This window comes from Bradyrhizobium sp. 157 (assembly GCF_023073815.1).
GTDB lineage: Bacteria > Pseudomonadota > Alphaproteobacteria > Rhizobiales > Xanthobacteraceae > Bradyrhizobium.
In genome coordinates, this window is sequence record NZ_JADPKF010000021.1 from 1 (window position 1) to 18,274 (window position 18,274).

Consider the following 18,274-nt stretch of genomic DNA (forward strand, 5'->3'; position numbering starts at 1 on the left):
TGCAGATAGTTGCGTTCAATCGTCCGGTCGTAGCTGTTATCGCGCATTGGATCGTCCTCCAGTGGAGCGATCCAATCAGCGAATTAGTGAACATGCACAATTGCGAGCCGCGTGCTGGCCTATGCCAACGAGGTCCTCAGCGGGCAGCGAAAATACCTGCTGGAATTACCCGTGGTGCCGGGCCCCGGTGCGATCGGCCGTGTCCGTGCCACCGGCCCCGACGCGACCCGCCTCCGGCCCGGCGATTGGGTCTATTGCGATCCGACAGTGCGCTCGCGCGACAATGCGCTATCGCCCGACATCGCCCTGCAGGGGCTCACCGCCGGCAGCGAGGGCGGGCTGCGCCTGCAACGCCATTTCCACAACGGCGCCTGGGCCGAACAGATGCGCGTGCCGACCGAAAACGCGGTTCCGATCGTCGAGATCGACGAGAAGGACGCAAGCCGCTGGTGTGCGCTCGGCACCCTGCTCGTCCCCTTCGGCGGCTTCCTTGCCGCACAACTGCAGGCCGGAGAGATCGCGCTGGTCAACGGCGCCACCGGCAGCTTCGGCAGTGCGGCCGTCGCCGTCGCATTGGGGATGGGCGCGCAATGCGTAGTCGCGACCGGGCGGAACGAGCAGGCGCTGGCTGAGCTGACGCGGCGGTTCGGCGCGCGGGTCCGAGCCGTGCCGATGCGCGGCCACGAGGCCGACGATCGCGACCGCATTCTGGAGGCGGCGCCCGGCCCGATCGACTGCGTGCTCGACATCCTCCCGCCGGCGGCCAACGCCGCGCAGGTGCGCACCGCCATGATGGCGGTGCGGCCTTACGGGCGGGTGGTGCTGATGGGCGGCGTCGGCATGCTCGGGGGCGCCGGCCTCGACCTGCCCTACTCCTGGATGATGCGAAACTGCATCACCCTGCGGGGGCAATGGATGTACCCACCGCATGCGGCCGTGCTGATGACCGGCTTGATCAGTGCCGGCCTGGTCGATCTCGATCATTTTGAGATCACCGCGTTCGATCTGGACCGCGCCAACGAGGCGGTCGCGCATGCCGCCGCGCACAGCGGTCCGTTCAAAATGACGGTGATCCGGCCGCGATAGGCCGGCAAAGCGGGCCGATGGCGATCAAGCGCTGATGATGATGTCGCCGATGATGTCGTGGACTTCGAGCGGCTTGTCGACCTGGGTGAACCATTCGGCGCGGTTGGCGGCGCGGCGGCGGCCGCGCTCGTCGAGCGGCAGCTTGAGCTGGCGCAACAGGCTGGTCACTTCCTCGCGCGCCGTGACGTGGCCCATGCTGGGGCGGGTGCCGAGCGTGGCCTCGTCGATGTCGTCGAGGGCGGTCAGGCCGCGCGGGAAGAATTCGCGGTAGACCACCCGCTCGGCGAATCCATCGATGGCACGGAAGCCGAGCCGCAGCGAAAGGTCCTTCAGGCTGTCGGCGACGAGCTGCTTGTTGCGCGATCCGATCATCGACAGGCGGTTGCGCACCACGATCCAGTCGGTGGTGGAGCCATCGAGCTGGCGGCGCTTGCGCCTGGTGTCGCGGACCATCTCGGCGTAGTGGCTTTCGCCGGTTACGGAATAGGTGGCGGGATCGACAGTGCCGAGCACGTCGAAATCGAGGAAGCTGTCGTTGATCGGGGTCACCAGCGTGTCGGCCATCGAATGCGCCAGCCGCATCAGGTAGGAGTCCGAACCGGGCGTATCGATGACGATGAAGTCGAAGGCGCGCTCGACCGTGCCGACCGCCGCCGCGAACTGCTGGAACTCCGAGTTTTCATTGTCGGCGATCTGCATCGTCTCGCCGAGCTTGATACAATAGTGAACGGGGATTTCGAGATCGAGACCGGTGCGGCGCGCCCACGCGCTCCGGTTGGCGATGTAGCGGGTAAAACTCTGCTGGCGGCAGTCGAGGTCGATGGTGGCGACGCGCTGCCCGGCCTTCATCAGGGCAACAGCAATATGCAGGGCGGTGGTCGATTTTCCAGAACCGCCCTTCTCGTTGCCGAGCACGACGACATGCGCCGAACCGAATTGACCCTGACTCGCCTGAAGCAACATGATTCAACCCCCGCACGATATCTTCAAATCACAGCGCGGCTGCGGTCAAGTGAAATGCGTGACGACGCATTCAATTCGCTCGCGGTGTGTCTTAATCATGAATCCGATGGTGCGGATTTCGTTCCGTTGCGCAATCGGCTCGCATTGTTTTCAATCAGCGAGGCGCGCACGTCTAACTTTCGCGTTGAGCTGCCGCTGGCTTGTCATTCCGAGTAACCTTGGCGGCAAAGCTCTGGCCTTATAAGGTCGGCGCGCCCACCGAAAGTATTGGGGCCACCGGCCCCTCACCCCGTCACAAGCTGCAAGAGATCGAGGCAAGATGTCGCGAAGTCCCATGGTCGTCCGTACCGTTCCCGCATTACGCCGCGCCGTCGAGGCCTTGCGCGCCCGCAAAGCCGCCGTCGCGCTGGTGCCGACCATGGGTGCGCTTCATGACGGACACATGTCGCTGGTCCGCCTCGCCAAGCGTCGCGCACAGAAAGTCGTCGTCTCAATTTTCGTTAACCCGACGCAGTTCGCGCCGACAGAGGATTTCGGTTCGTATCCGCGCACCTGGAAGGCCGACCTTGCCAAACTCACCGCCGAGAAGGTCGACCTGGTCTGGAATCCGGACGTCAAAGCGATGTACCCGGACGGCTTCGCGACAAGGATCGTGCCCGAAGGTCCGGCTATCGCCGGGCTCGAGGATCGTTTCCGGCCGCATTTCTTCGGCGGCGTCGCCACCGTGGTTGGCAAGCTGTTCACGCAGGTCCGGCCGGACGTCGCGATCTTCGGCGAGAAGGATTATCAGCAACTGCGGGTGGTGACGCAGATGGCCGCCGACCTCGACCTCGGCATCAAGGTGATCGGCTCGCGCACCGTGCGGGAACGCGACGGGCTGGCGATGTCCTCGCGCAACGTCTACCTCTCGGCCGAGGAACGGCAGACGGCACCGACGCTCTATCACGCCATGAAGGAAAGCGCAAAACGGCTGAAGGCCGGCGAGGATTTCGAGGCCGCGATGGCGGTCGGCCGCGAACTGATCACCGCCGCCGGCTTCGCGCTGGACTATTTCGAGGCCCGTCACGCCGGGACGCTGGCGCCGATCGCATCGGTCAAGGAAGGACCGGTGCGGATCCTTGTCGCCGCGAAGCTCGGCACGACCCGCTTGATCGATAACATCGGTGTCTAGAGCCTTTTCGGTTCTGATTGAATCAGAGCCGGGCTCTAGATTCTTGTTTTGACGCGTTTTCTTGACGCGAACCGGTATCCGCTTCGCTGGAAAGCGCTCTGGTGCATAGCCGCAGCCCCGGTCAGAGCAAGCCGAGATCGCGCAATTCGCGCCGCATCGGTTCCGGCATCGCGGCGACGCTGGCGGCGGAGGATTTGGTGAGGTCCGGGGGTGCTGCGTCCTCGGTCAAATAGCGCCAGCCCTGGAACGGGCGCATCGGCCGCGGCGAGACGGCAAACACCCTGGGCTGCATCACCAGGCGGCACCGCCCGATACCGTCCTTATCGCGGAACGGTTCGATCGCGATGATCTTTTCGCGCGCGGCGATCTCACCCTTGATGACCCAATAGAGCGAACCGCCGGCGAGGATCTCGCCGTCGCGCTTGGGCGCCATCCGCGTGACGTGGACGTGACGAAGCGGCAGGCCCTTTTTCTTGGCGGTTGCCATGCGTTCGGCAACCCACCCTTTGAGTTCTTTGACCGACTCGCAGCCAACGGCGAGCTTGATGAGATGAAGCGGCATGATCCCGCCGATGTAGCGGCCCAGGCGCGCTTTGAAAAGATCGCTTCTTGTGGAAGTCACTGCTCGTTGTCGGCAGCCCCCGAGGCCGACGGCGCGAGCTGGACCGGTGCCGCAGTGGACGGCCGTTTCGGCGACGGTGGCGGCTTCTTGGCAGCGGCTAGCGCTGGTGAGGGTGACGCTGATGGCGCCGGCGGTGGCGCCGCGGCCGGGCGCGACGCCGCTGACGACGCCGGTGCAGCAGAGGGCGATGGCGACGGCTTCGCCGGCGGCTCGGGCGTCATGATGCTGACTGGCGGGGTGGACGCCGAAGTCGGGAATTCTGCGTTCGTCGGCTTGCCCGTGGGGAGCGACGGCGGCAGCGCGGCGACCAAGCCCGCCGCGGTCTGCGCCGGCGCGTTCCACGACGCCGCATGGCGCATGACCAGGCTCTCGTAGACACGGTCTTCCATGTTGGCCGCGACCTGACGCGTGTCGGTCAGCGCGCGGAACGCGCGGCAGGCCGCCGGCGTACAGCGGTCACGCACCATCAGCACATAGGCCATTAGCCCGTAACGGTCGCGCTCGACGGCGCGGCGCAGCGCCAGCAAGTCGGAGCCGCCCCCCTTGTTCGCGGTGGCGACATCGCCCAGCGACGTCAACAGCGTGATCTGCGAGGCGGCGTAGGCAACCGCCGCCGCCACCGACTCGGCCGAACCGAACAGCGCCTTCTCGCACGCGGTGAGGACGGCATCACCGGCGAGCTCATCGATACAGGAAAGCTGCGGCAATGCGGCGGTGGCTGTCAGAACCGGGCGAGCCTCCGTCGGCTGAACGGCGTTTGCCGTCCCGAAGCCGCGGAACGTCACAGCTCCCGCGACGCCGATCGCAAGCAGCGTGACGAGCGCCAGCACGCCGTTGGCCACGGATCTCTCCGAGCGCAGCAGCGTAATCAGAACAACAAGCCCGACAAAGCCGGCCGTGGCCAGCGTCAGGTACAGTGGAAGGTTCGGCGAGCGCCAGATCTGATCCAGCGAAGCAGCCCAGGCCCAGTTCATGCGCAGTGTCCCTCAACGCAGCATCAAACGCGATCGAAACACGAATGCGTCTTTGTCGCATTCGCTTTTCGGCAGAATGGTTCTGCGAACGGGGCCTTTTGACGGCGCTTTGAATGGAACTCCGTCAGCCGGCTGCTTGCACACAACTGTTTCAGGAAATCGCGAGCTGGCTTTCCTTGGCGACCCGTTCGAAAGCTTCGGTCGAGCTTTTGATGCGATACTGACAGTCGTCGCCATCGGTCGGCAGCAGCCGGATCACCTCATAGGTGCCGCTGGCGGCCGGACGGGCCACGTTGCTGGCAGTAAAATAGACAGTCTCTCCAACGGAGTACTTATGCTTCAACGCCCTCTCCATTACGCAAGAACGCCGGCCGCGCTCACGGTCCCGCTAGCTTTCGGCCGACTTGAGAACCCCGTGACAACCTAGCACATGCCAGCACCCAAAAGCCAGTGGAATAGAGGCATGGCAAATGCGCAATTCTGCATGTTTTTCAGGGCGATAAGTGGCAATCTTGGGGTTCCCCCGAGAAACCTCATTTTCGGCGTCGGGACCGCTTTTCCCAATATCGGACAACTAGCGGAGGGTTGATCGAGTGCCACGGGCTCGCGGGCGGGGCCTATCACGCACTCAACCGCACCCGCGTCGCGCCCTTCGTCAGACGGTCTCAAACCGTTCAATGACGAGCGTTTCGGCAAGGCCCGCGCGGGTCCATTCCTGGAATGCCGGCAACGACATCATCGCATCGAAATAGTGCCTCGCCTCGCCCCCGACCTCGATCGCATAGGTGCGAAAGCGATGCACCACCGGGGCAAACATCGCGTCTGCCCCGCCGAACGCGCCGAACAGGAACGGTCCGTCCTTGCCGTAACGGCGATGACAATCGGACCAGATATCCTGAATGCGCGCCACATTGGCGCGTGCATCCTCCGACAGATCGACGGCACCGATCGGGCGGTGCAGGTTCATGCCGCATTCGTTGCGCAGCGGCATGAATCCCGAATGCATTTCCGCCGAAATCGAACGCGCATGCGCCCGGCGGGCGCGGTCTTCCGGCCACAGCTTCGCCTGCGGGTATTTCTCCGCGAGATACTCGATAATTGCGAGCGAATCCCACACCGTGACGTCGCCATCGATCAGCGTCGGCACCTTGCCCGAATCCGAAAAGCTCAGGATCCGGTCTTTGTCCGCCTTGTCGTTGGTGTAGAGCGGGATGAACACCTCCTCAAAGGGGATGTCATTGGCGCGCAGCGCCAGCCATGGCCGCATCGACCATGACGAATAGTTCTTGTTGCCGATGACCAGTTTCAACATTTGCGGGGAAATCCTGTTTGGACCGGCATCTTGCCATAGTGCACCGCACACGTCCAACCTGTACATCACGATCGCACAAGCCATCATCGGGGATGCCGCCACATGGGCACCTACTGGGTCGATATCGCCGCCGTCGCCTTCTTCGTCGTCGAGTGGCTGGCCTATGGCTTCACGCTCGAACACACGGCTTACGGCCGCGACAGCCTGTCGGCGCGCATGAATGCGTACCGTGAGGTCTGGGTGCGCAACATGCTCGACCGCGAGGCGCGGATGGTCGACATGCAGATCATGGCCTCGCTGCAGAACGGCACCGCCTTCTTCGCCTCCACCAGCCTGATAGCGCTCGGCGGCGCACTGGCGCTGCTGCGGGCGACCAACGATGCATTGGCCGTGCTTCGCGAGCTGCCGGTCGATCTCACCCCTTCGCCGGCGCTGTGGGAGATCAAATGCGTCGGGCTGATCCTGATCTTTATCTACGCCTTCTTCAAATTCGCCTGGTCGTATCGCCTCTTCAACTATGTCGCGATCCTGCTCGGCGCGATGCCACCCTCGTCGCAGCGCGACACGGCGGAAGCAGAAGCCCACGTCATGCGCACGACGCGCCTGTTCGAGGCGGCGGGGCGGCATTTCAACCGCGGCCAGCGCGCGTTCTTCTTCGCGCTCGGCTATCTTGGCTGGTTCGTCAGCCCCTGGGTGTTGCTGATCACGACCGCACTCGTCGTGATCGTGACCTGGCGGCGGCAGTTTGCGTCGAACGCGTGGCGAGCGATGGGGAACTGATGAGCCGGCGGCTTTATTGATGCCTCAAACCGCGCGTGTTATCCCTCCGGCCACCATGATGATGATCCGCATCCTCAATATCGCTTCGGCCTTGTTCCTCAGCCGCTAACGGCATGCCCGCTGCAGCGGGCGGAAACGAGCGCGTTCGTGCCGTTTTCGGCGCCAGCGCGATTCAGGGACCGAATGAGCCAACTGTCCTCGCTACACGCGATGATGTCGGCTGGCCAAGTGATATGAGGATTTCATGCCTTCTAATACAATTCGACACGTGCGCGCGCTCAGCGACGCACAACTAAATCAGTTTGTTCAAGACGGGTTTGTCCGGCTGGACAACGCTTTCCCCGAGCAGCTTGCCGAGGAAGGCCGCGCCATTCTCTGGCGCGACACCGGGTGCGATCCCTGCGACAAGAAAACCTGGACCCGGCCGGTGATCCGGCTCGGCTATTACGGACAGGAGCCGTTTCGGAAAGCGGTGAACACGCTGGTGCTCCACGCTGCCTTCGACCAGCTCGTCGGAAGCGGCCGCTGGCGACCACGCGCGGACCTCGGCAGTTTTCCGGTGCGCTTCCCGCATGCCGAAGATCCCGGCGATACTGGCTGGCACGTCGACCTCAGCTTCCCCGGCCCGTCGGACGATCCAAACGAGCGGAACGATTTCGCCTCGTGGCGGGTCAACGTGACATCGCATGGCCGCGCGCTGCTGATGCTCTTCCTGTTTTCCGATATTGGCGAACTGGACGCGCCGACCCGCATCCGGGTGGGCTCGCACCTCGACATGGCGCGATTGCTCGAACCTGCTGGTGATGCCGGCATGTCGCACCTGATGCTCGCCGATGTGGCGGCCGAGCGTCCGGAAGCGCTGGCCGTAGGAAAGGCCGGCACGGTCTATTTGTGTCATCCGTTCCTGATCCATGCCGCGCAGCCGCACCGGGGTTCAAGGCCGCGCTTCATGGCGCAACCGCCCCTGCATCCGGCCGAACCTGTCCGGCTTGAACGGGAGGACGGCGAATATTCGCCGGTTGAAATGGCGATCCGGCGCGCGCTGCAGGAAATCCGGACTGAAAACCCAGACTGAGAAGCGAAATGATGCCGTCCGGATCGGGACTCCCGAACCGGGCGGCATTCGTGAAAATGTTAGCCGCTTGTAAAATCCTGCGGGGTAAAGCTGAGGTCGAGCACCTTCCATTCGCCGTAGCGCTCTACCGGCAGCATGGCATAGGGCTGGCAGGCCGAAAGCGCGCGGATGGCGCCCTGCATCAGCAATGGTCCCTTCATGGAGGCGCTGGCCTCGATCAGGATCGGTTCCGCGGCGAGCCTGCCGTCCGGCGTCATCAGGACGCGCAGCTTGACCTTGACGTCGTCGGTGCCCGACAGCGAGGTCGGCAGTTTCGAGCAGGTCTTGAGGTGTCGCCGGAATTCCGCGATCACGGAGCTCGAGATGTCGGCGGCTTCGGTCGCCGGCCCATCGAAATCGTCGTCCTTGTTGCGGGCTTGCGCCGGAGCTTGCGGCTGCAGCGAGACGTCGGGCGGCAAGCCCAGCACCACCTGATATTTGATCGAGATATCCGGCTCGGGCGGCGTGTAGGCCGGTGCCGCCGATTGTGGCAGCGGCGACGCAACCGGCTGCGGCTCGGCCGCGCGTTGCGTGGCGAGTGCTGCCTGCTGCTGTGATCGCGGCTGTAGCTGCTCTGACGGCGGAGGTGGACTGGCAGCGGCAGGCTTTTCCAGCAGCGAGAAATCAGGCTGCGGGGTTGGCGTTGGCTCCGGCCTGATCTCAGCGGCTTGCTGTTCCGCCGGCTTTGGCGGCTCGGGAATTTCCTGCGGCATGACGATCTCGACCGGGACCTGCTCGGCGGTCACCGTGCCGAACGGATGCACTTCCGAAAACAGCAGCACCAGCGTCAGCAGCGACACATGCGCGATCGCCGACGCCGTGATGTCAGAGGGTATGATCCGCCGCAGCTCCATCGCATCCGCAACGATGTTCGATATTCCTTGGCCTGCCAGCATAGCGTTCGGCGGCGCGGCTCCTCAATCCCATTTCGGTGCGAAGCCGAAATCCGTGAGCCGGCCGCCGGCGCTGCCCATGGCGAAAATCTCCTGCATGTCCTCGTCCGACAGCTCAAAATCGAAGATCTCGATGTTCTCCGAGAGCCGTTCGAGTTTCGAGGTGCGCGGAATTGCCGCCACGCCCTGCTGCACCAGCCAGCGCAGGCAGATTTGCGCCGCCGTCTTGCGATGGCGTTCGCCGATCCGCTGCATCGCGCGATCGCCTTTGATGCGCCCCCTGACGACCGGACTGTAGGCCACCAGCGCCATGCCGTGACGTGCGCAAGCCTCCTTCACCTTGGTCTGGTCGAGATAGGGATGATACTCGACCTGATCGCAGACCAGCGGTTCCGGGCATGCCGCCACCGCCTCCTCGATCAGGGCCACGGTGAAATTCGACACGCCGATATGCCGCGCGAGCCCTTGCTGCCTGACCCGTGCCAGCGCACCCAGCGTCTCCACCAGCGGCACCTGCGGGTTCGGCCAGTGCAGCAATAACAGGTCGACCTCGGTCAGGCGCAGCCGCACCAGGCTTTCCTTGGCAGAGCGTTCCAGATCGTGGGGCGCGAAATGCGAGGGCCAGACTTTGGTGGTGAGAAAAACCTGATCGCGCTTCACGCCCGCGGCCCGCAGCCCCTCGCCGACCTCGCGTTCGTTGTCATACATCTGTGCGGTGTCGATGTGGCGATAGCCGAGCCGCAATGCCTGCTCGACAATCCGCGCGCAGGTGCGTCCGCGCAATTCCCAGGTGCCCAGCCCGATCGCCGGAATTTTTGCGCCATTGGCTTCGACAAACAGCATTGGTTGTATCCGCGGACCGTCCCCATTATGGGCTGCGGAAACCGCCGTGCCAACAGATAGCGCTTCGAGCGAAGCGAATTCAGGCTTGCGTGAAGAAAACGCGCCAAATCAAGAGCTAGGCTGGCTATGGTTCCGTAGCGAGTGCTGCGAAGACGGTCTCCGGTGAATGGGCGATCACAGCGAGCAGCGCCCGCGCCGGCCCGCGCGGCACGCGCTTGCCCTGCTCCCAATTCCGGATGGTTTCAACGGGCACGCCGAGCCGTGCCGCAAATTCGAGCTGCGTCAGTTGAGAACGACGGCGCAGATCACGCACCGCAGGCAGCGCGGCGGTTTCACCCGGCGTTGTGTCAGGCATGACGGTCGCAGTCGGAGGCGTCGCCGGCGCGAGCCCGAGCGTCGCCGGCGCGAGCGGGAACTCCTGCCCGTCACGCAGTTCGACGATCCGTCCGTCTGCTTTCAGCCGCAAGCGCTGCATGTTGACCTCGTGGGCCAACATCATCGGCGAAGCGCCTTAAGGTCCGATTAACGATAAATGAGACCTGTTTTAACGCGTTTTCTTCACGCGAACCGGAATCCACCCACGGATCAAGTCCGAGGGCATGCTTCGCTTGAAAACACTATGCTACTTCAGCCCGAACCACAGCGTGGCGATGCCGAGGAACGAGAAGAAGCCGACCACGTCGGTGATGGTCGTGACGAAAGTTCCCGACGCCACCGCCGGATCGGCGCGCACCCGGTCCAGCACCATCGGGATCAGGATGCCGCCGAGCGCGCCGGCAACCAGGTTGCAGATGATGGCGAGACCGATCACAACGCCCAGGCCGGGGATCTTGAACCATGCCACTGCGGCGACGCCGGTGATGACGGCAAAAGCGAGCCCGTTGACGAGGCCGACCATCGCCTCGCGCATGACAACGCGGAATGCGTTGTTGGAACCGAGTTCGCGCGTAGCCAAGGCCCGCACCGCCACCGTCATGGTCTGGGTCGCGGCATTGCCGCCCTGGCTCGCCACGATCGGCGCGAGCACGGCGAGTGCCACCATCTTCTCGAGTTGGCCCTCGAACAGGCCGAGCACGGAGGACGCCAGAAAGGCGGTCGCCAGATTGACCAAGAGCCAGTTGAATCGGCCACGCGCGATGGTCCAGACGTTATCGGACAGTTGTTCGTCGCTGGTGACGCCACCGAGCGCCTTCAGGTCTTCATCGGCCTCTTCTTCGATCACGTCGACGACGTCGTCGATGGTGATGACGCCGACCAACCGGTTGGTAGTGTCGACAACGGGAGCCGCGACCAGATTATACTTCCCGAACATCCGCGCGACCTCTTCCTGGTCGTCCAGCACCGAGACGCGGCGGCGGTCTTCTTCGATCAGGTCGACAAGCGGCACCGGGCGGCGTGCCCGCAACAGCGTGTCGAGCGAAACCGCGCCCTGCCAGTGCTGTTCGGAATCGACCGCGTAGATCTCGTAGAAGCGGTCGGGCAGATCGGGCGTGTCGCGCATGTAATCGATCGCCTGACCTACGGTCCAGTCCGGCGGCACCGCGATGAACTCCGACTGCATCCGCCGGCCTGCGGAATTTTCCGGGTACAGCAGGCTGCGCTCCAGCGCGTCGCGCTCGGAGGGCGGCAGCTTTTCCAGGATCTCTTCCTTGTCCTCCTCGTCGAGGCCTTCGAGCAGTTGGATGGCGTCGTCGGATTCCAGTTCGCGCACGCCTTCCGCGACCGTTTCCGGCTCGAGCTCCTCGAGGATCTCCTCGCGGACGGCGTCGTCGACCTCGTTGAGCGCCGAGAAGTCGAAATCGGTGCCCGTGATCTCGACGAGGGTGACGCGGTCCTCGGGCTCGAGGGCCGCGATCAAATCGCCGAGATCGGCCTCGTGCAGTTCCGCCACCACCTCGCACAACAACGGCCGGTCGGCAGCATGGATCGCGCGCGTAATCTCCTCGACAAACTCGCGGCGGAGCTGCCCCTCCTCGTCCCGCATCAGGAGACGGTCGAGCACCGATCCCTGACCCGGTCGCGTTTCCGCGGCTTGGGCAACGTCGATCTTCTCGGCCATGCCGCGCCTCGCCGGTTTGACAGAATGAGCGAACTCGTCTGAGCCACGCTTGACGCATTACCCAATCGGCTGCGCCATGCGCAATGCCAAATATCGCCAATAGCAAATGACCTGGAAATTCGACGCGGCGCTGTGCCCGGCAGTGGCGACATTGCCATCACGACCCGACCTCACCGTTCTTTCGCTTCCTCTATTTTGGAACGACGCCCGCCACGCTGGAGACCTTGCAAAAACGGGGCATCGCGGTGTTCGGCGCCGATCTCTGGGCCGGCGACTGGAATCCAATGGCGCTGGCGCAGCAATTGAAGCTGCTCACCGACGGCTGAAAATTGCCCGCAAGGGCATCATCCTGCTGCACGATCCGAAGGCGCAGACCGCGGCGATGCTGCCGGCCTTTCTGCGCTACCTCCGCGACAATCACCACCGTGTGGTCCACGTCGTCCCGGCAGACGCCAAAACCGTGTCCGGCAAGGCACATTAAGGCCAAAATCGGCATGAAGTTCAGTCGATTAAAGCACGATTCATCGCGTCTCGTGTAAGCATGGCCCGCCTGAAGAAAGATTGAACCTTGGTGCTGGTCGTCAGGACCAAGGGTTGGAATGAAGCCGGTGTTCAATGATTGCTAGCGTATTCGAAGGCCCCCGAGCGCGGCCATGGGCCGCTTTGTGCATGGGAGTGCTGGCCAGCTTCACCGTACAAACAGCCTCTGCCGCCGATTGCCCAGGTCATCCCGATGCCATCGGCACGTCACGTACCCTCGTGGTCGATCCGCGCGCCTATCCCGTCATCGGCACCATGCAATATCGTAAGACGCTGCCGCTGCAGGAACGTGAGGTGGTGCTGACGTTCGACGACGGTCCGCTGCCGAAATATAGCAACGAGATCCTCGACATTCTCGCCGCCCATTGCGCCAAGGCGACTTTCTTCCTGGTCGGAAGCCAGGCCAACGCCAATCCGGAAGGCGTGCGCAAGGTGCGCGACGCCGGCCACACGGTGGCCAGCCACACCCAGAACCATCCTGTCGGCATGGATCACCTGCCGCTCGACCGCTCCAAACAGGAGATCGAGCAGGGTATCGCCTCAGTAACTGCAGCGCTCGGCGACGGCACCGCGCCGGCGCCGTTCCTGCGCATTCCAGGCCTGCGTCGCAACGACGGGATCGAGGAATTTGCCGCTTCCAAGGGGCTTCAGCTCTGGAGCGCCGATTTCCTGGCCGACGACTGGCGCGACGTCTCCGCCAATCGCGTCTATGAGCTCGCGATGCAGCGGCTGGAGCGAAAGCGTAAAGGCATCCTGCTGCTGCACGACATTCAGCCGCGCACAGTCACGGCGCTGCCGAGGATCCTGAGCGAACTGAAGGCGCGCGGCTATCGCATCGTCCATGTGGTGCCGGCGACACCCGAACGGCCGCCGACGCCGACCGAGCCGCAGCAATGGCAGCTGCATCCGTCATCGGAAATGGTGGCGATTTCGCGCTGGCCGAAGGTCTCGAAATTCGCTGTTGCCAGCCCCGCCGTGCTGCCCGTCCCGGGCTTGTCCAATCTCGACTGGCACACGGCCGATCTTGGCGCGCGCGCCCCGCGGCGTGGGCGCGGTGTAGCCCTGCTACCGGCAACGCCGTGGCCGCGCCAGACCAGTTTGCCGCCGGCCGGCGCGCTGACCGCGCTGCCGATTCCGGCGGCAAGCATTTTCAAGATCCCGGAATCGGCGCGCGTAACAATGCTGGCCTTTTCGGCGCGGCCAACGACGCCGATTGCGCGGGTTCGGTCAACGGAAGTCTCCTCGGCAAAGCTCACCGGAAAATCTCGTCGCCAGCACCGCGCAGCGCCGACCCAGCCGGCGGCATCAGCCGGAGAAACCGCGCAGGCGCCGGAGGGCGCCAGCGGGACCGCGCCGAAGCCGGCGGCGCAAACCAAACGGCGATCGGTTCGTGTTGCTGGCTTGAAAAAGCGCTGATCGCCGCGCTCCTGCCCGATTGGATCAGGACCCCGCTCCAGATTCGTGCTTTGATGCGTCTTCTCGACGTTGGGCGCCGCTCGCCCGCCATCAAGGCGAAGGCTTAGCTGGCCACGATCTTGGCAATGCAGAGCAGGATGACGATGGCGAGAAACAGCAGGTCGATATAGGCCTTGATCTCGCCAGCTTGGCGAAGCCCGCTGACTTCGGTGATCACCTGCTTGCGCGTAGACGTCGAGTTCGGCCCCTCGCCCAGCGCCGCCACCAAACGGCGGGCCTCCAGTTCCAACCGTTCGATGCGCTGGAAGAAGTGAAACGACCGCAGCGCGGATGCCGCATGCATGCCGGCATAGACCAGCACGAGAACCGCGACGACCACGCGATGCTGGTACCTTTCGAGGAAGTTCAGAGCAAAATAGACCAGCGCCAGGAACACGAAGTTGGAGAGGAATCGATAGGCATAGCTCAGAAATAGCATTCATGTGCTCCGGATGGGCTGACATGCCGAACCGCGGTCAGAGAGCCGGAATCACCGGCAAGGCTGGCTCAGCTTACGCGAACGATACGACATCAGGGGAGCAACCATCACCCGGCCCCGAAAGGAATCACGCTGCCGTGTCCTTGCGGACACGCGCCTTCTCCTTCGGTCCTCGGCGTAAGGTCCAGCGGTACAGTTTGTGGTGCGCCGGCGGCCCCGAATCACCTCAGCAAGAATGACTCAAAGGTGCAGGCAAAACGAATCTTTGTTCCGACAGTCGGCTTGGCGCGGCCAAGGCGAACAGACCGGCTGCCCCGACGAAGAAGAAAGAGTGAGACTGACGTGCCTGACCGTTCAGGCAAATACACAAAGGGGAGCGACAGTCTCACCTAGCTCAGCGCTTCGTGATCCTGGAAGCCGCGAAACGGCCCGAGCACCGCGAAGCGCTGAGTCCTAACGATAAGATCCTCACGATAAGATCCTCGCGCGTCTCATAGCCTATCCGGGGCAGCGACGATGCCGCCCGTCGCTGGATGAGACGTTTTCATTCCGCAAGGCCGACCGATTTACTTTTTCATCCTTTTCGTGTCTTGGTCCGGCGTGCTTACGTCGGCAGGGCTACGGGGGCTGTCAACTGGTACGGGTGGGGGTCCTCCGCCGGCGGCACCGCCGGAACCGGCGGCTCCACCTGTGCCGCCGTCACCGGCGCCTCCGCTACCTGCGCCGCCGGCGCCCGCGCCTGCACCGCCGGCCCCCGCGCCTGCGCCGCCCGCGCCTGCACCGCCGGCGCCCCCGGCTCCTCCGGCACCTTGGGCGACAGCCAACGTTGAGCCGAGCGCAAAGAACAATGCTACCGCGATTGCTGATACTTTCATGACGATCTCCTTGTAGCTGCGGAAGCTCCGGAAATTTTCAGGCGCTGCTTTCGTTCCTATTTTTGCTGCGGCCAAATGCGCGAGCGGCTCCTTGGCGCGATAGGAACCTTTCCTGACGCGGAGCTTAGGCAACAGCAATGATCGCGTGACGCAACGGAGGGCGGAAGCCAATGACATCGAAGTCAAAGAACCCTCTACGGCCCGAAGATTTTCCCTTGGATGTCGAAGGTCAGAAAATAAAGACACAGGACGGTACTCCCATCGCAGATGCGGAGAGTCCTGCCGTCGCGGTCGAAATCGCCGATCGCATTAACGAGGACGAGGCCAGGCGCGAGGAAGACAAGTCGTCAGCCTGACATGGCAGGCACCTGGTTCCGATCTACAGCGGCGGCCACCGCAGCGCCGCCGTTGGCAGCACCGGCTACTACAAAGAGAACCCGTCATTTGCGACGGGTGCGAGTCTAGGGAGGAGTACAAAATAAGCTGATTCGCGGCCCCAGCATGTATCGCAATTCACACACGCTATTAGAAAAACATGCCTCCCGTCGGGACGGCAAACCTGTGATCGATGTTCCGTATACTCTTACGGCCTACAATTTGCCTTCGATCATCTTGAGTTTGACGGTCTCGCAGGTCTTCCGAACGTGTTCTGTGAAGATCGCGCATTCCTCGATGCGCTTGAAGATCTTTTTGGCTTCCTCACGATACGACGCTGCGGTTTCACGCATGAAGGCAATGGCGTTGTGCACTTCAGCGGTCATTGCCTCGCATTTCTTCGCCGCGCTGATCAGCTCTGCTCCCATGGCTTCGATTTCCTTGGCGGCGGCTTCATAGTCACGCACCACGGCCTCGGCTGTGAGTGCACCGACGCGCGTGACGCCCTCTTGATGCTCGACGTAGTCCGGCATCGGGCCCGATGGGGCCACCTTGATCGTAGGAAGGCTCCCTACGACATCTTCTTCAAGCTTGGCCAAATCCAGCGGCGCAGTTCTGTGAAGTCGTTCGATACTCGCCATCGGTCATTCTCCATCACTCGATGAAAAACCCCAGCGCGTGAGCATGGCGACCGATTCGTGGCGGAATCCTGCATGGAAGAAAGCGACGAAAAGGCGGGCGTATGACAACGCGGTGGGATGGAAGCCTAGTCGCTTCTGTTCAGCCGAGGCGGCACTGGCTCACGCATTAACCATGCCGGCGCATCAGGCTACGCGTGGCCTACGCTTAATGCGCATTTAACAGTTTTGCATCATTGCTTAAGGCTCCAGCGCAAACTCCTGCAAGCCGCAAGAATTGCGGGACCGCACTCAACCTCTTCAGGAGGATCGATTGAGGACGCTTCTTATTTGCGCGCTAGGTACCACTCTGGTCGGTTGCAGTAGCCAACAATCAACGCAGCCATCATGCGTTGGCCTGAACCTGTTAGCCTGCCTGACCGCGGTTCAAGTACCGATTGAACCTGAATCGCATGACAGCGATCCTGCCGTAACGAAACCGGTGTCCACCATCGCCTGGCGCGGCGACAAGCCGCCCCGATCTCACGCGGACCGCGCGGTCCGTCGAATACCCAAGCCAATCAAGGTCGCGGCGAGAGCTGCCATTCCCATCCCGGTTCCTTCTCCGCAAGCAAGCCAGCAGACGACGGGCAATGCCGTTGCTTCCCAAGCGCCTCCAGCAAACGCTGTCGATCCGCATCCAACGACTGACGTTCCGCAAACCCGAACGACAGAGGAACAGGTGGCGGCCGCATCTGCCGTCGCTGAGCGAATGTCGGCCCCGACATTGGATGCGGCGCTGGACGCGCTCGTAGCCGTTCTCGTGGCAGGTCCCGACGTCAAGTCGGTCGCGGACCTGGCCGGTAAGACAATTGCGATCGATGATAGATACTCCGAGTCGTCGATCAGGCGCGTCAGGACGGCGATGGCGGCAGCAGGTGCGCCAGACGTTCAACTGAGCAAAGCTCAAACCACTGCGGTCAGTCGGCTGGTCGGCAAAGAAGTTCCGGCTGCGGTCGTCGGGCTAGTCTCTACCAGCGCCGCGGACAGCTTTCCTGAAATAGCGCGATATAAGACCTTCCAAATTCCGCTAAAACCTCGACCGGGCCCGGCCAAGCCGTAACGGGTTTGCCCCTCCGCACCCGTGACGCGATGCGGGTCGCGGAATCAAACACCCAACAAAAACAAGGCTGATTTTTTGAGGTGGTACGCTCGGAGGGCAGAGAAGATATTAGCAGTTTCAACGACTTGCCGAGGTAAACACAGAGAAAAGTGCATTTCCGGCCTATAGGTGCCTTTCGAGCACAGCATCAGAGTTGAGCTAGATCGGGCGCGACGCCGCTTGTACGCCGCGCCTCACCATCGACTCCTCCGATATGAGCCGTCCTTCGGGAGGGTTCTAAGGGGGTCTGCCTCCTCCGATTTCAAGAGGCACTAAAAGCGAAGCCACCTGTTTACGCTACGTGCCACCAAAGGCCAGTCACCCGCCATCAAGCTGGCGGGCGGGCGAGCGGTAACCAATGAAGCGGGCCTGGGCTGGCTGGCTCGCGCTTCAGTACGTATCCTGGAGACATCATGCAGGCGTGAATTGTGGGGGCGGAGTGATCGGAGCCTGTGCCGCCTACTTCCTCGCTCGCCGCGGGGCCGATGTTGTTGTGGCGTCACGCCTTCCACAATGCCTCGCTAAATCCCTACGTCCCGTACGGGCGCCAAGCGCTCTCGATCGACGAAAACCGCGAAATCTTCGCGCCGGAGATTTGGGATGAGTCGGAAGAATCGCCGGAAGCCAAAGGGCGTGGTCGTATCAAACAGGTTTGGTTTCCCGGCGTGCATTCCGACGTGGGCGGTGGCTATCGCGAGACGGGCCTATCCGATTTGGCACTGGAGTGGATGATCAAGGAGGCAATGGCAGTCGAGCATCCGCTCATCGTGGATATGAGCAAGCTGAAATTGAAGCCGTCATACGAAGACATCCAGCACGACGAGCGGACCGGATGGGGTCGCGCGTGGACCGAGGGCACCAGGGACCTAATCTACGGTGAAGCCGACATTTATAACGTGACCGCGCCGGAGCGCGACCAAGTTCCCTTAAGCAAGCCTGGATCTGAGATTTGGCGCAAGCGCCCTCCCCCGGAGTGAAGCCAGAAAGCAGCGAG

18 protein-coding genes and 1 pseudogene are annotated in these 18,274 nt (G+C 63.0%); 8 read left to right on the forward strand and 11 right to left on the reverse strand.

Features of this window, described 5'->3' with window-relative positions; genetic code table 11:
* The first annotated feature begins 99 nt into the window (after positions 1-99).
* Positions 100-1,086, forward strand: coding sequence for a medium chain dehydrogenase/reductase family protein (locus IVA95_RS04530; protein WP_346657983.1), 987 nt, complete (start codon positions 100-102; stop codon positions 1,084-1,086).
* Positions 1,087-1,110: 24 nt separating this feature from the next.
* Here IVA95_RS04530 and IVA95_RS04535 read toward each other — a convergent pair whose 3' ends face one another.
* Positions 1,111-2,049, reverse strand: a complete 939-nt coding sequence (locus IVA95_RS04535) for a division plane positioning ATPase MipZ (protein ID WP_247509416.1) — start codon at positions 2,047-2,049, stop codon at positions 1,111-1,113.
* 319 nt (positions 2,050-2,368) lie between these two features.
* Here IVA95_RS04535 and panC point away from each other — a divergent pair, with 319 nt between their 5' ends.
* Positions 2,369-3,220 (forward strand): pantoate--beta-alanine ligase, encoded by an 852-nt coding sequence (gene panC, locus IVA95_RS04540; protein WP_247509417.1) that lies wholly within the window; start codon positions 2,369-2,371, stop codon positions 3,218-3,220.
* A 121-nt stretch (positions 3,221-3,341) separates the two neighbouring features.
* Here the strand turns inward: panC and IVA95_RS04545 are convergent, their stop codons facing one another.
* The 4 genes from IVA95_RS04545 to IVA95_RS04560 all read right to left on the reverse strand — a co-directional run bounded on the left by IVA95_RS04545 (position 3,342) and on the right by IVA95_RS04560 (position 6,128).
* Entirely contained in the window at positions 3,342-3,782 is a 441-nt protein-coding gene (locus IVA95_RS04545) for a DUF1489 domain-containing protein (RefSeq protein WP_247509418.1), read from the reverse strand.
* A gap of 56 nt (positions 3,783-3,838) precedes the next feature.
* The gene (locus IVA95_RS04550) at positions 3,839-4,816 is read right to left on the reverse strand and encodes a hypothetical protein (protein ID WP_247509419.1); all 978 of its coding nucleotides are present in this window, start codon (positions 4,814-4,816) and stop codon (positions 3,839-3,841) included.
* A 151-nt stretch (positions 4,817-4,967) separates the two neighbouring features.
* Positions 4,968-5,171, reverse strand: coding sequence for a hypothetical protein (locus tag IVA95_RS04555; RefSeq protein WP_108517906.1), 204 nt, complete (start codon positions 5,169-5,171; stop codon positions 4,968-4,970).
* A 300-nt stretch (positions 5,172-5,471) separates the two neighbouring features.
* Positions 5,472-6,128, reverse strand: coding sequence for a glutathione S-transferase family protein (locus IVA95_RS04560; RefSeq protein WP_247509420.1), 657 nt, complete (start codon positions 6,126-6,128; stop codon positions 5,472-5,474).
* 102 nt (positions 6,129-6,230) lie between these two features.
* On the opposite strand from IVA95_RS04560, the gene IVA95_RS04565 reads away from it, so the two are divergent.
* Entirely contained in the window at positions 6,231-6,908 is a 678-nt protein-coding gene (locus tag IVA95_RS04565; RefSeq protein WP_247509421.1) for a DUF599 domain-containing protein, read from the forward strand.
* A 244-nt stretch (positions 6,909-7,152) separates the two neighbouring features.
* Complete coding sequence (locus IVA95_RS04570; RefSeq protein WP_247509422.1) at positions 7,153-7,983, forward strand: phytanoyl-CoA dioxygenase family protein; 831 nt, start codon at positions 7,153-7,155, stop codon at positions 7,981-7,983.
* Between the two features lie 59 nt (positions 7,984-8,042).
* On the opposite strand, the gene IVA95_RS04575 is transcribed toward IVA95_RS04570, so the two are convergent.
* The 4 genes from IVA95_RS04575 to mgtE all read right to left on the reverse strand — a co-directional run bounded on the left by IVA95_RS04575 (position 8,043) and on the right by mgtE (position 11,817).
* On the reverse strand, positions 8,043-8,918 hold the full coding sequence (locus IVA95_RS04575; protein WP_247509423.1) for a hypothetical protein: 876 nt from the start codon (positions 8,916-8,918) through the stop codon (positions 8,043-8,045).
* A 21-nt stretch (positions 8,919-8,939) separates the two neighbouring features.
* Positions 8,940-9,758, reverse strand: coding sequence for an aldo/keto reductase (locus IVA95_RS04580; RefSeq protein WP_247509424.1), 819 nt, complete (start codon positions 9,756-9,758; stop codon positions 8,940-8,942).
* 124 nt (positions 9,759-9,882) lie between these two features.
* On the reverse strand, positions 9,883-10,233 hold the full coding sequence (locus IVA95_RS04585; protein ID WP_247509596.1) for a helix-turn-helix domain-containing protein: 351 nt from the start codon (positions 10,231-10,233) through the stop codon (positions 9,883-9,885).
* Positions 10,234-10,380: 147 nt separating this feature from the next.
* A complete protein-coding gene (mgtE, locus tag IVA95_RS04590; RefSeq protein ID WP_247509425.1) occupies positions 10,381-11,817 on the reverse strand; it encodes a magnesium transporter in 1,437 nt (478 codons plus the stop codon).
* Between the two features lie 164 nt (positions 11,818-11,981).
* Between mgtE and IVA95_RS04595 the strand changes: the two are divergent.
* Positions 11,982-12,298: pseudogene (locus IVA95_RS04595) on the forward strand (polysaccharide deacetylase family protein); the annotation flags it as partial.
* A 188-nt stretch (positions 12,299-12,486) separates the two neighbouring features.
* Complete coding sequence (locus tag IVA95_RS04600) at positions 12,487-13,773, forward strand: polysaccharide deacetylase family protein (protein WP_247509426.1); 1,287 nt, start codon at positions 12,487-12,489, stop codon at positions 13,771-13,773.
* 103 nt (positions 13,774-13,876) lie between these two features.
* Here the strand turns inward: IVA95_RS04600 and IVA95_RS04605 are convergent, their stop codons facing one another.
* Both IVA95_RS04605 and IVA95_RS04610 read right to left on the reverse strand, forming a co-directional pair.
* Positions 13,877-14,251, reverse strand: a complete 375-nt coding sequence (locus IVA95_RS04605) for a hypothetical protein (protein WP_247509427.1) — start codon at positions 14,249-14,251, stop codon at positions 13,877-13,879.
* A 1,465-nt stretch (positions 14,252-15,716) separates the two neighbouring features.
* Positions 15,717-16,142 carry a hypothetical protein gene (locus IVA95_RS04610; protein WP_247509428.1) on the reverse strand — a complete coding sequence of 142 codons (426 nt, stop codon included), beginning with the start codon at positions 16,140-16,142 and terminating at the stop codon, positions 15,717-15,719.
* 310 nt (positions 16,143-16,452) lie between these two features.
* On the opposite strand from IVA95_RS04610, the gene IVA95_RS04615 reads away from it, so the two are divergent.
* Both IVA95_RS04615 and IVA95_RS04620 read left to right on the forward strand, forming a co-directional pair.
* Positions 16,453-17,241: a hypothetical protein gene (locus IVA95_RS04615; RefSeq protein WP_247509429.1), complete on the forward strand. Its 789-nt coding sequence runs from the start codon at positions 16,453-16,455 to the stop codon at positions 17,239-17,241.
* Positions 17,242-17,765: 524 nt separating this feature from the next.
* Positions 17,766-18,257, forward strand: coding sequence for a DUF2235 domain-containing protein (locus IVA95_RS04620; protein ID WP_247509430.1), 492 nt, complete (start codon positions 17,766-17,768; stop codon positions 18,255-18,257).
* Positions 18,258-18,274: the final 17 nt, after the last annotated feature.

What these genes read in the sequence shown, in the direction of transcription:
- IVA95_RS04580 (WP_247509424.1), bottom strand. Translation starts at nt 9,758, where the DNA reads ATGCTGTTTGTCGAAGCCAATGGCGCAAAAATTCCGGCGATCGGGCTG.
- IVA95_RS04600 (WP_247509426.1), top strand. Translation starts at nt 12,487, where the DNA reads ATGGGAGTGCTGGCCAGCTTCACCGTACAAACAGCCTCTGCCGCCGAT.
- panC (WP_247509417.1), top strand. Translation starts at nt 2,369, where the DNA reads ATGTCGCGAAGTCCCATGGTCGTCCGTACCGTTCCCGCATTACGCCGC.
- IVA95_RS04565 (WP_247509421.1), top strand. Translation starts at nt 6,231, where the DNA reads ATGGGCACCTACTGGGTCGATATCGCCGCCGTCGCCTTCTTCGTCGTC.
- IVA95_RS04575 (WP_247509423.1), bottom strand. Translation starts at nt 8,918, where the DNA reads ATGCTGGCAGGCCAAGGAATATCGAACATCGTTGCGGATGCGATGGAG.
- IVA95_RS04550 (WP_247509419.1), bottom strand. Translation starts at nt 4,816, where the DNA reads ATGAACTGGGCCTGGGCTGCTTCGCTGGATCAGATCTGGCGCTCGCCG.
- IVA95_RS04535 (WP_247509416.1), bottom strand. Translation starts at nt 2,049, where the DNA reads ATGTTGCTTCAGGCGAGTCAGGGTCAATTCGGTTCGGCGCATGTCGTC.
- IVA95_RS04555 (WP_108517906.1), bottom strand. Translation starts at nt 5,171, where the DNA reads ATGGAGAGGGCGTTGAAGCATAAGTACTCCGTTGGAGAGACTGTCTAT.
- IVA95_RS04545 (WP_247509418.1), bottom strand. Translation starts at nt 3,782, where the DNA reads ATGCCGCTTCATCTCATCAAGCTCGCCGTTGGCTGCGAGTCGGTCAAA.
- IVA95_RS04605 (WP_247509427.1), bottom strand. Translation starts at nt 14,251, where the DNA reads ATGCTATTTCTGAGCTATGCCTATCGATTCCTCTCCAACTTCGTGTTC.
- IVA95_RS04620 (WP_247509430.1), top strand. Translation starts at nt 17,766, where the DNA reads ATGTTGTTGTGGCGTCACGCCTTCCACAATGCCTCGCTAAATCCCTAC.
- IVA95_RS04560 (WP_247509420.1), bottom strand. Translation starts at nt 6,128, where the DNA reads ATGTTGAAACTGGTCATCGGCAACAAGAACTATTCGTCATGGTCGATG.
- mgtE (WP_247509425.1), bottom strand. Translation starts at nt 11,817, where the DNA reads ATGGCCGAGAAGATCGACGTTGCCCAAGCCGCGGAAACGCGACCGGGT.
- IVA95_RS04585 (WP_247509596.1), bottom strand. Translation starts at nt 10,233, where the DNA reads ATGCAGCGCTTGCGGCTGAAAGCAGACGGACGGATCGTCGAACTGCGT.
- IVA95_RS04570 (WP_247509422.1), top strand. Translation starts at nt 7,153, where the DNA reads ATGCCTTCTAATACAATTCGACACGTGCGCGCGCTCAGCGACGCACAA.
- IVA95_RS04610 (WP_247509428.1), bottom strand. Translation starts at nt 16,142, where the DNA reads ATGGCGAGTATCGAACGACTTCACAGAACTGCGCCGCTGGATTTGGCC.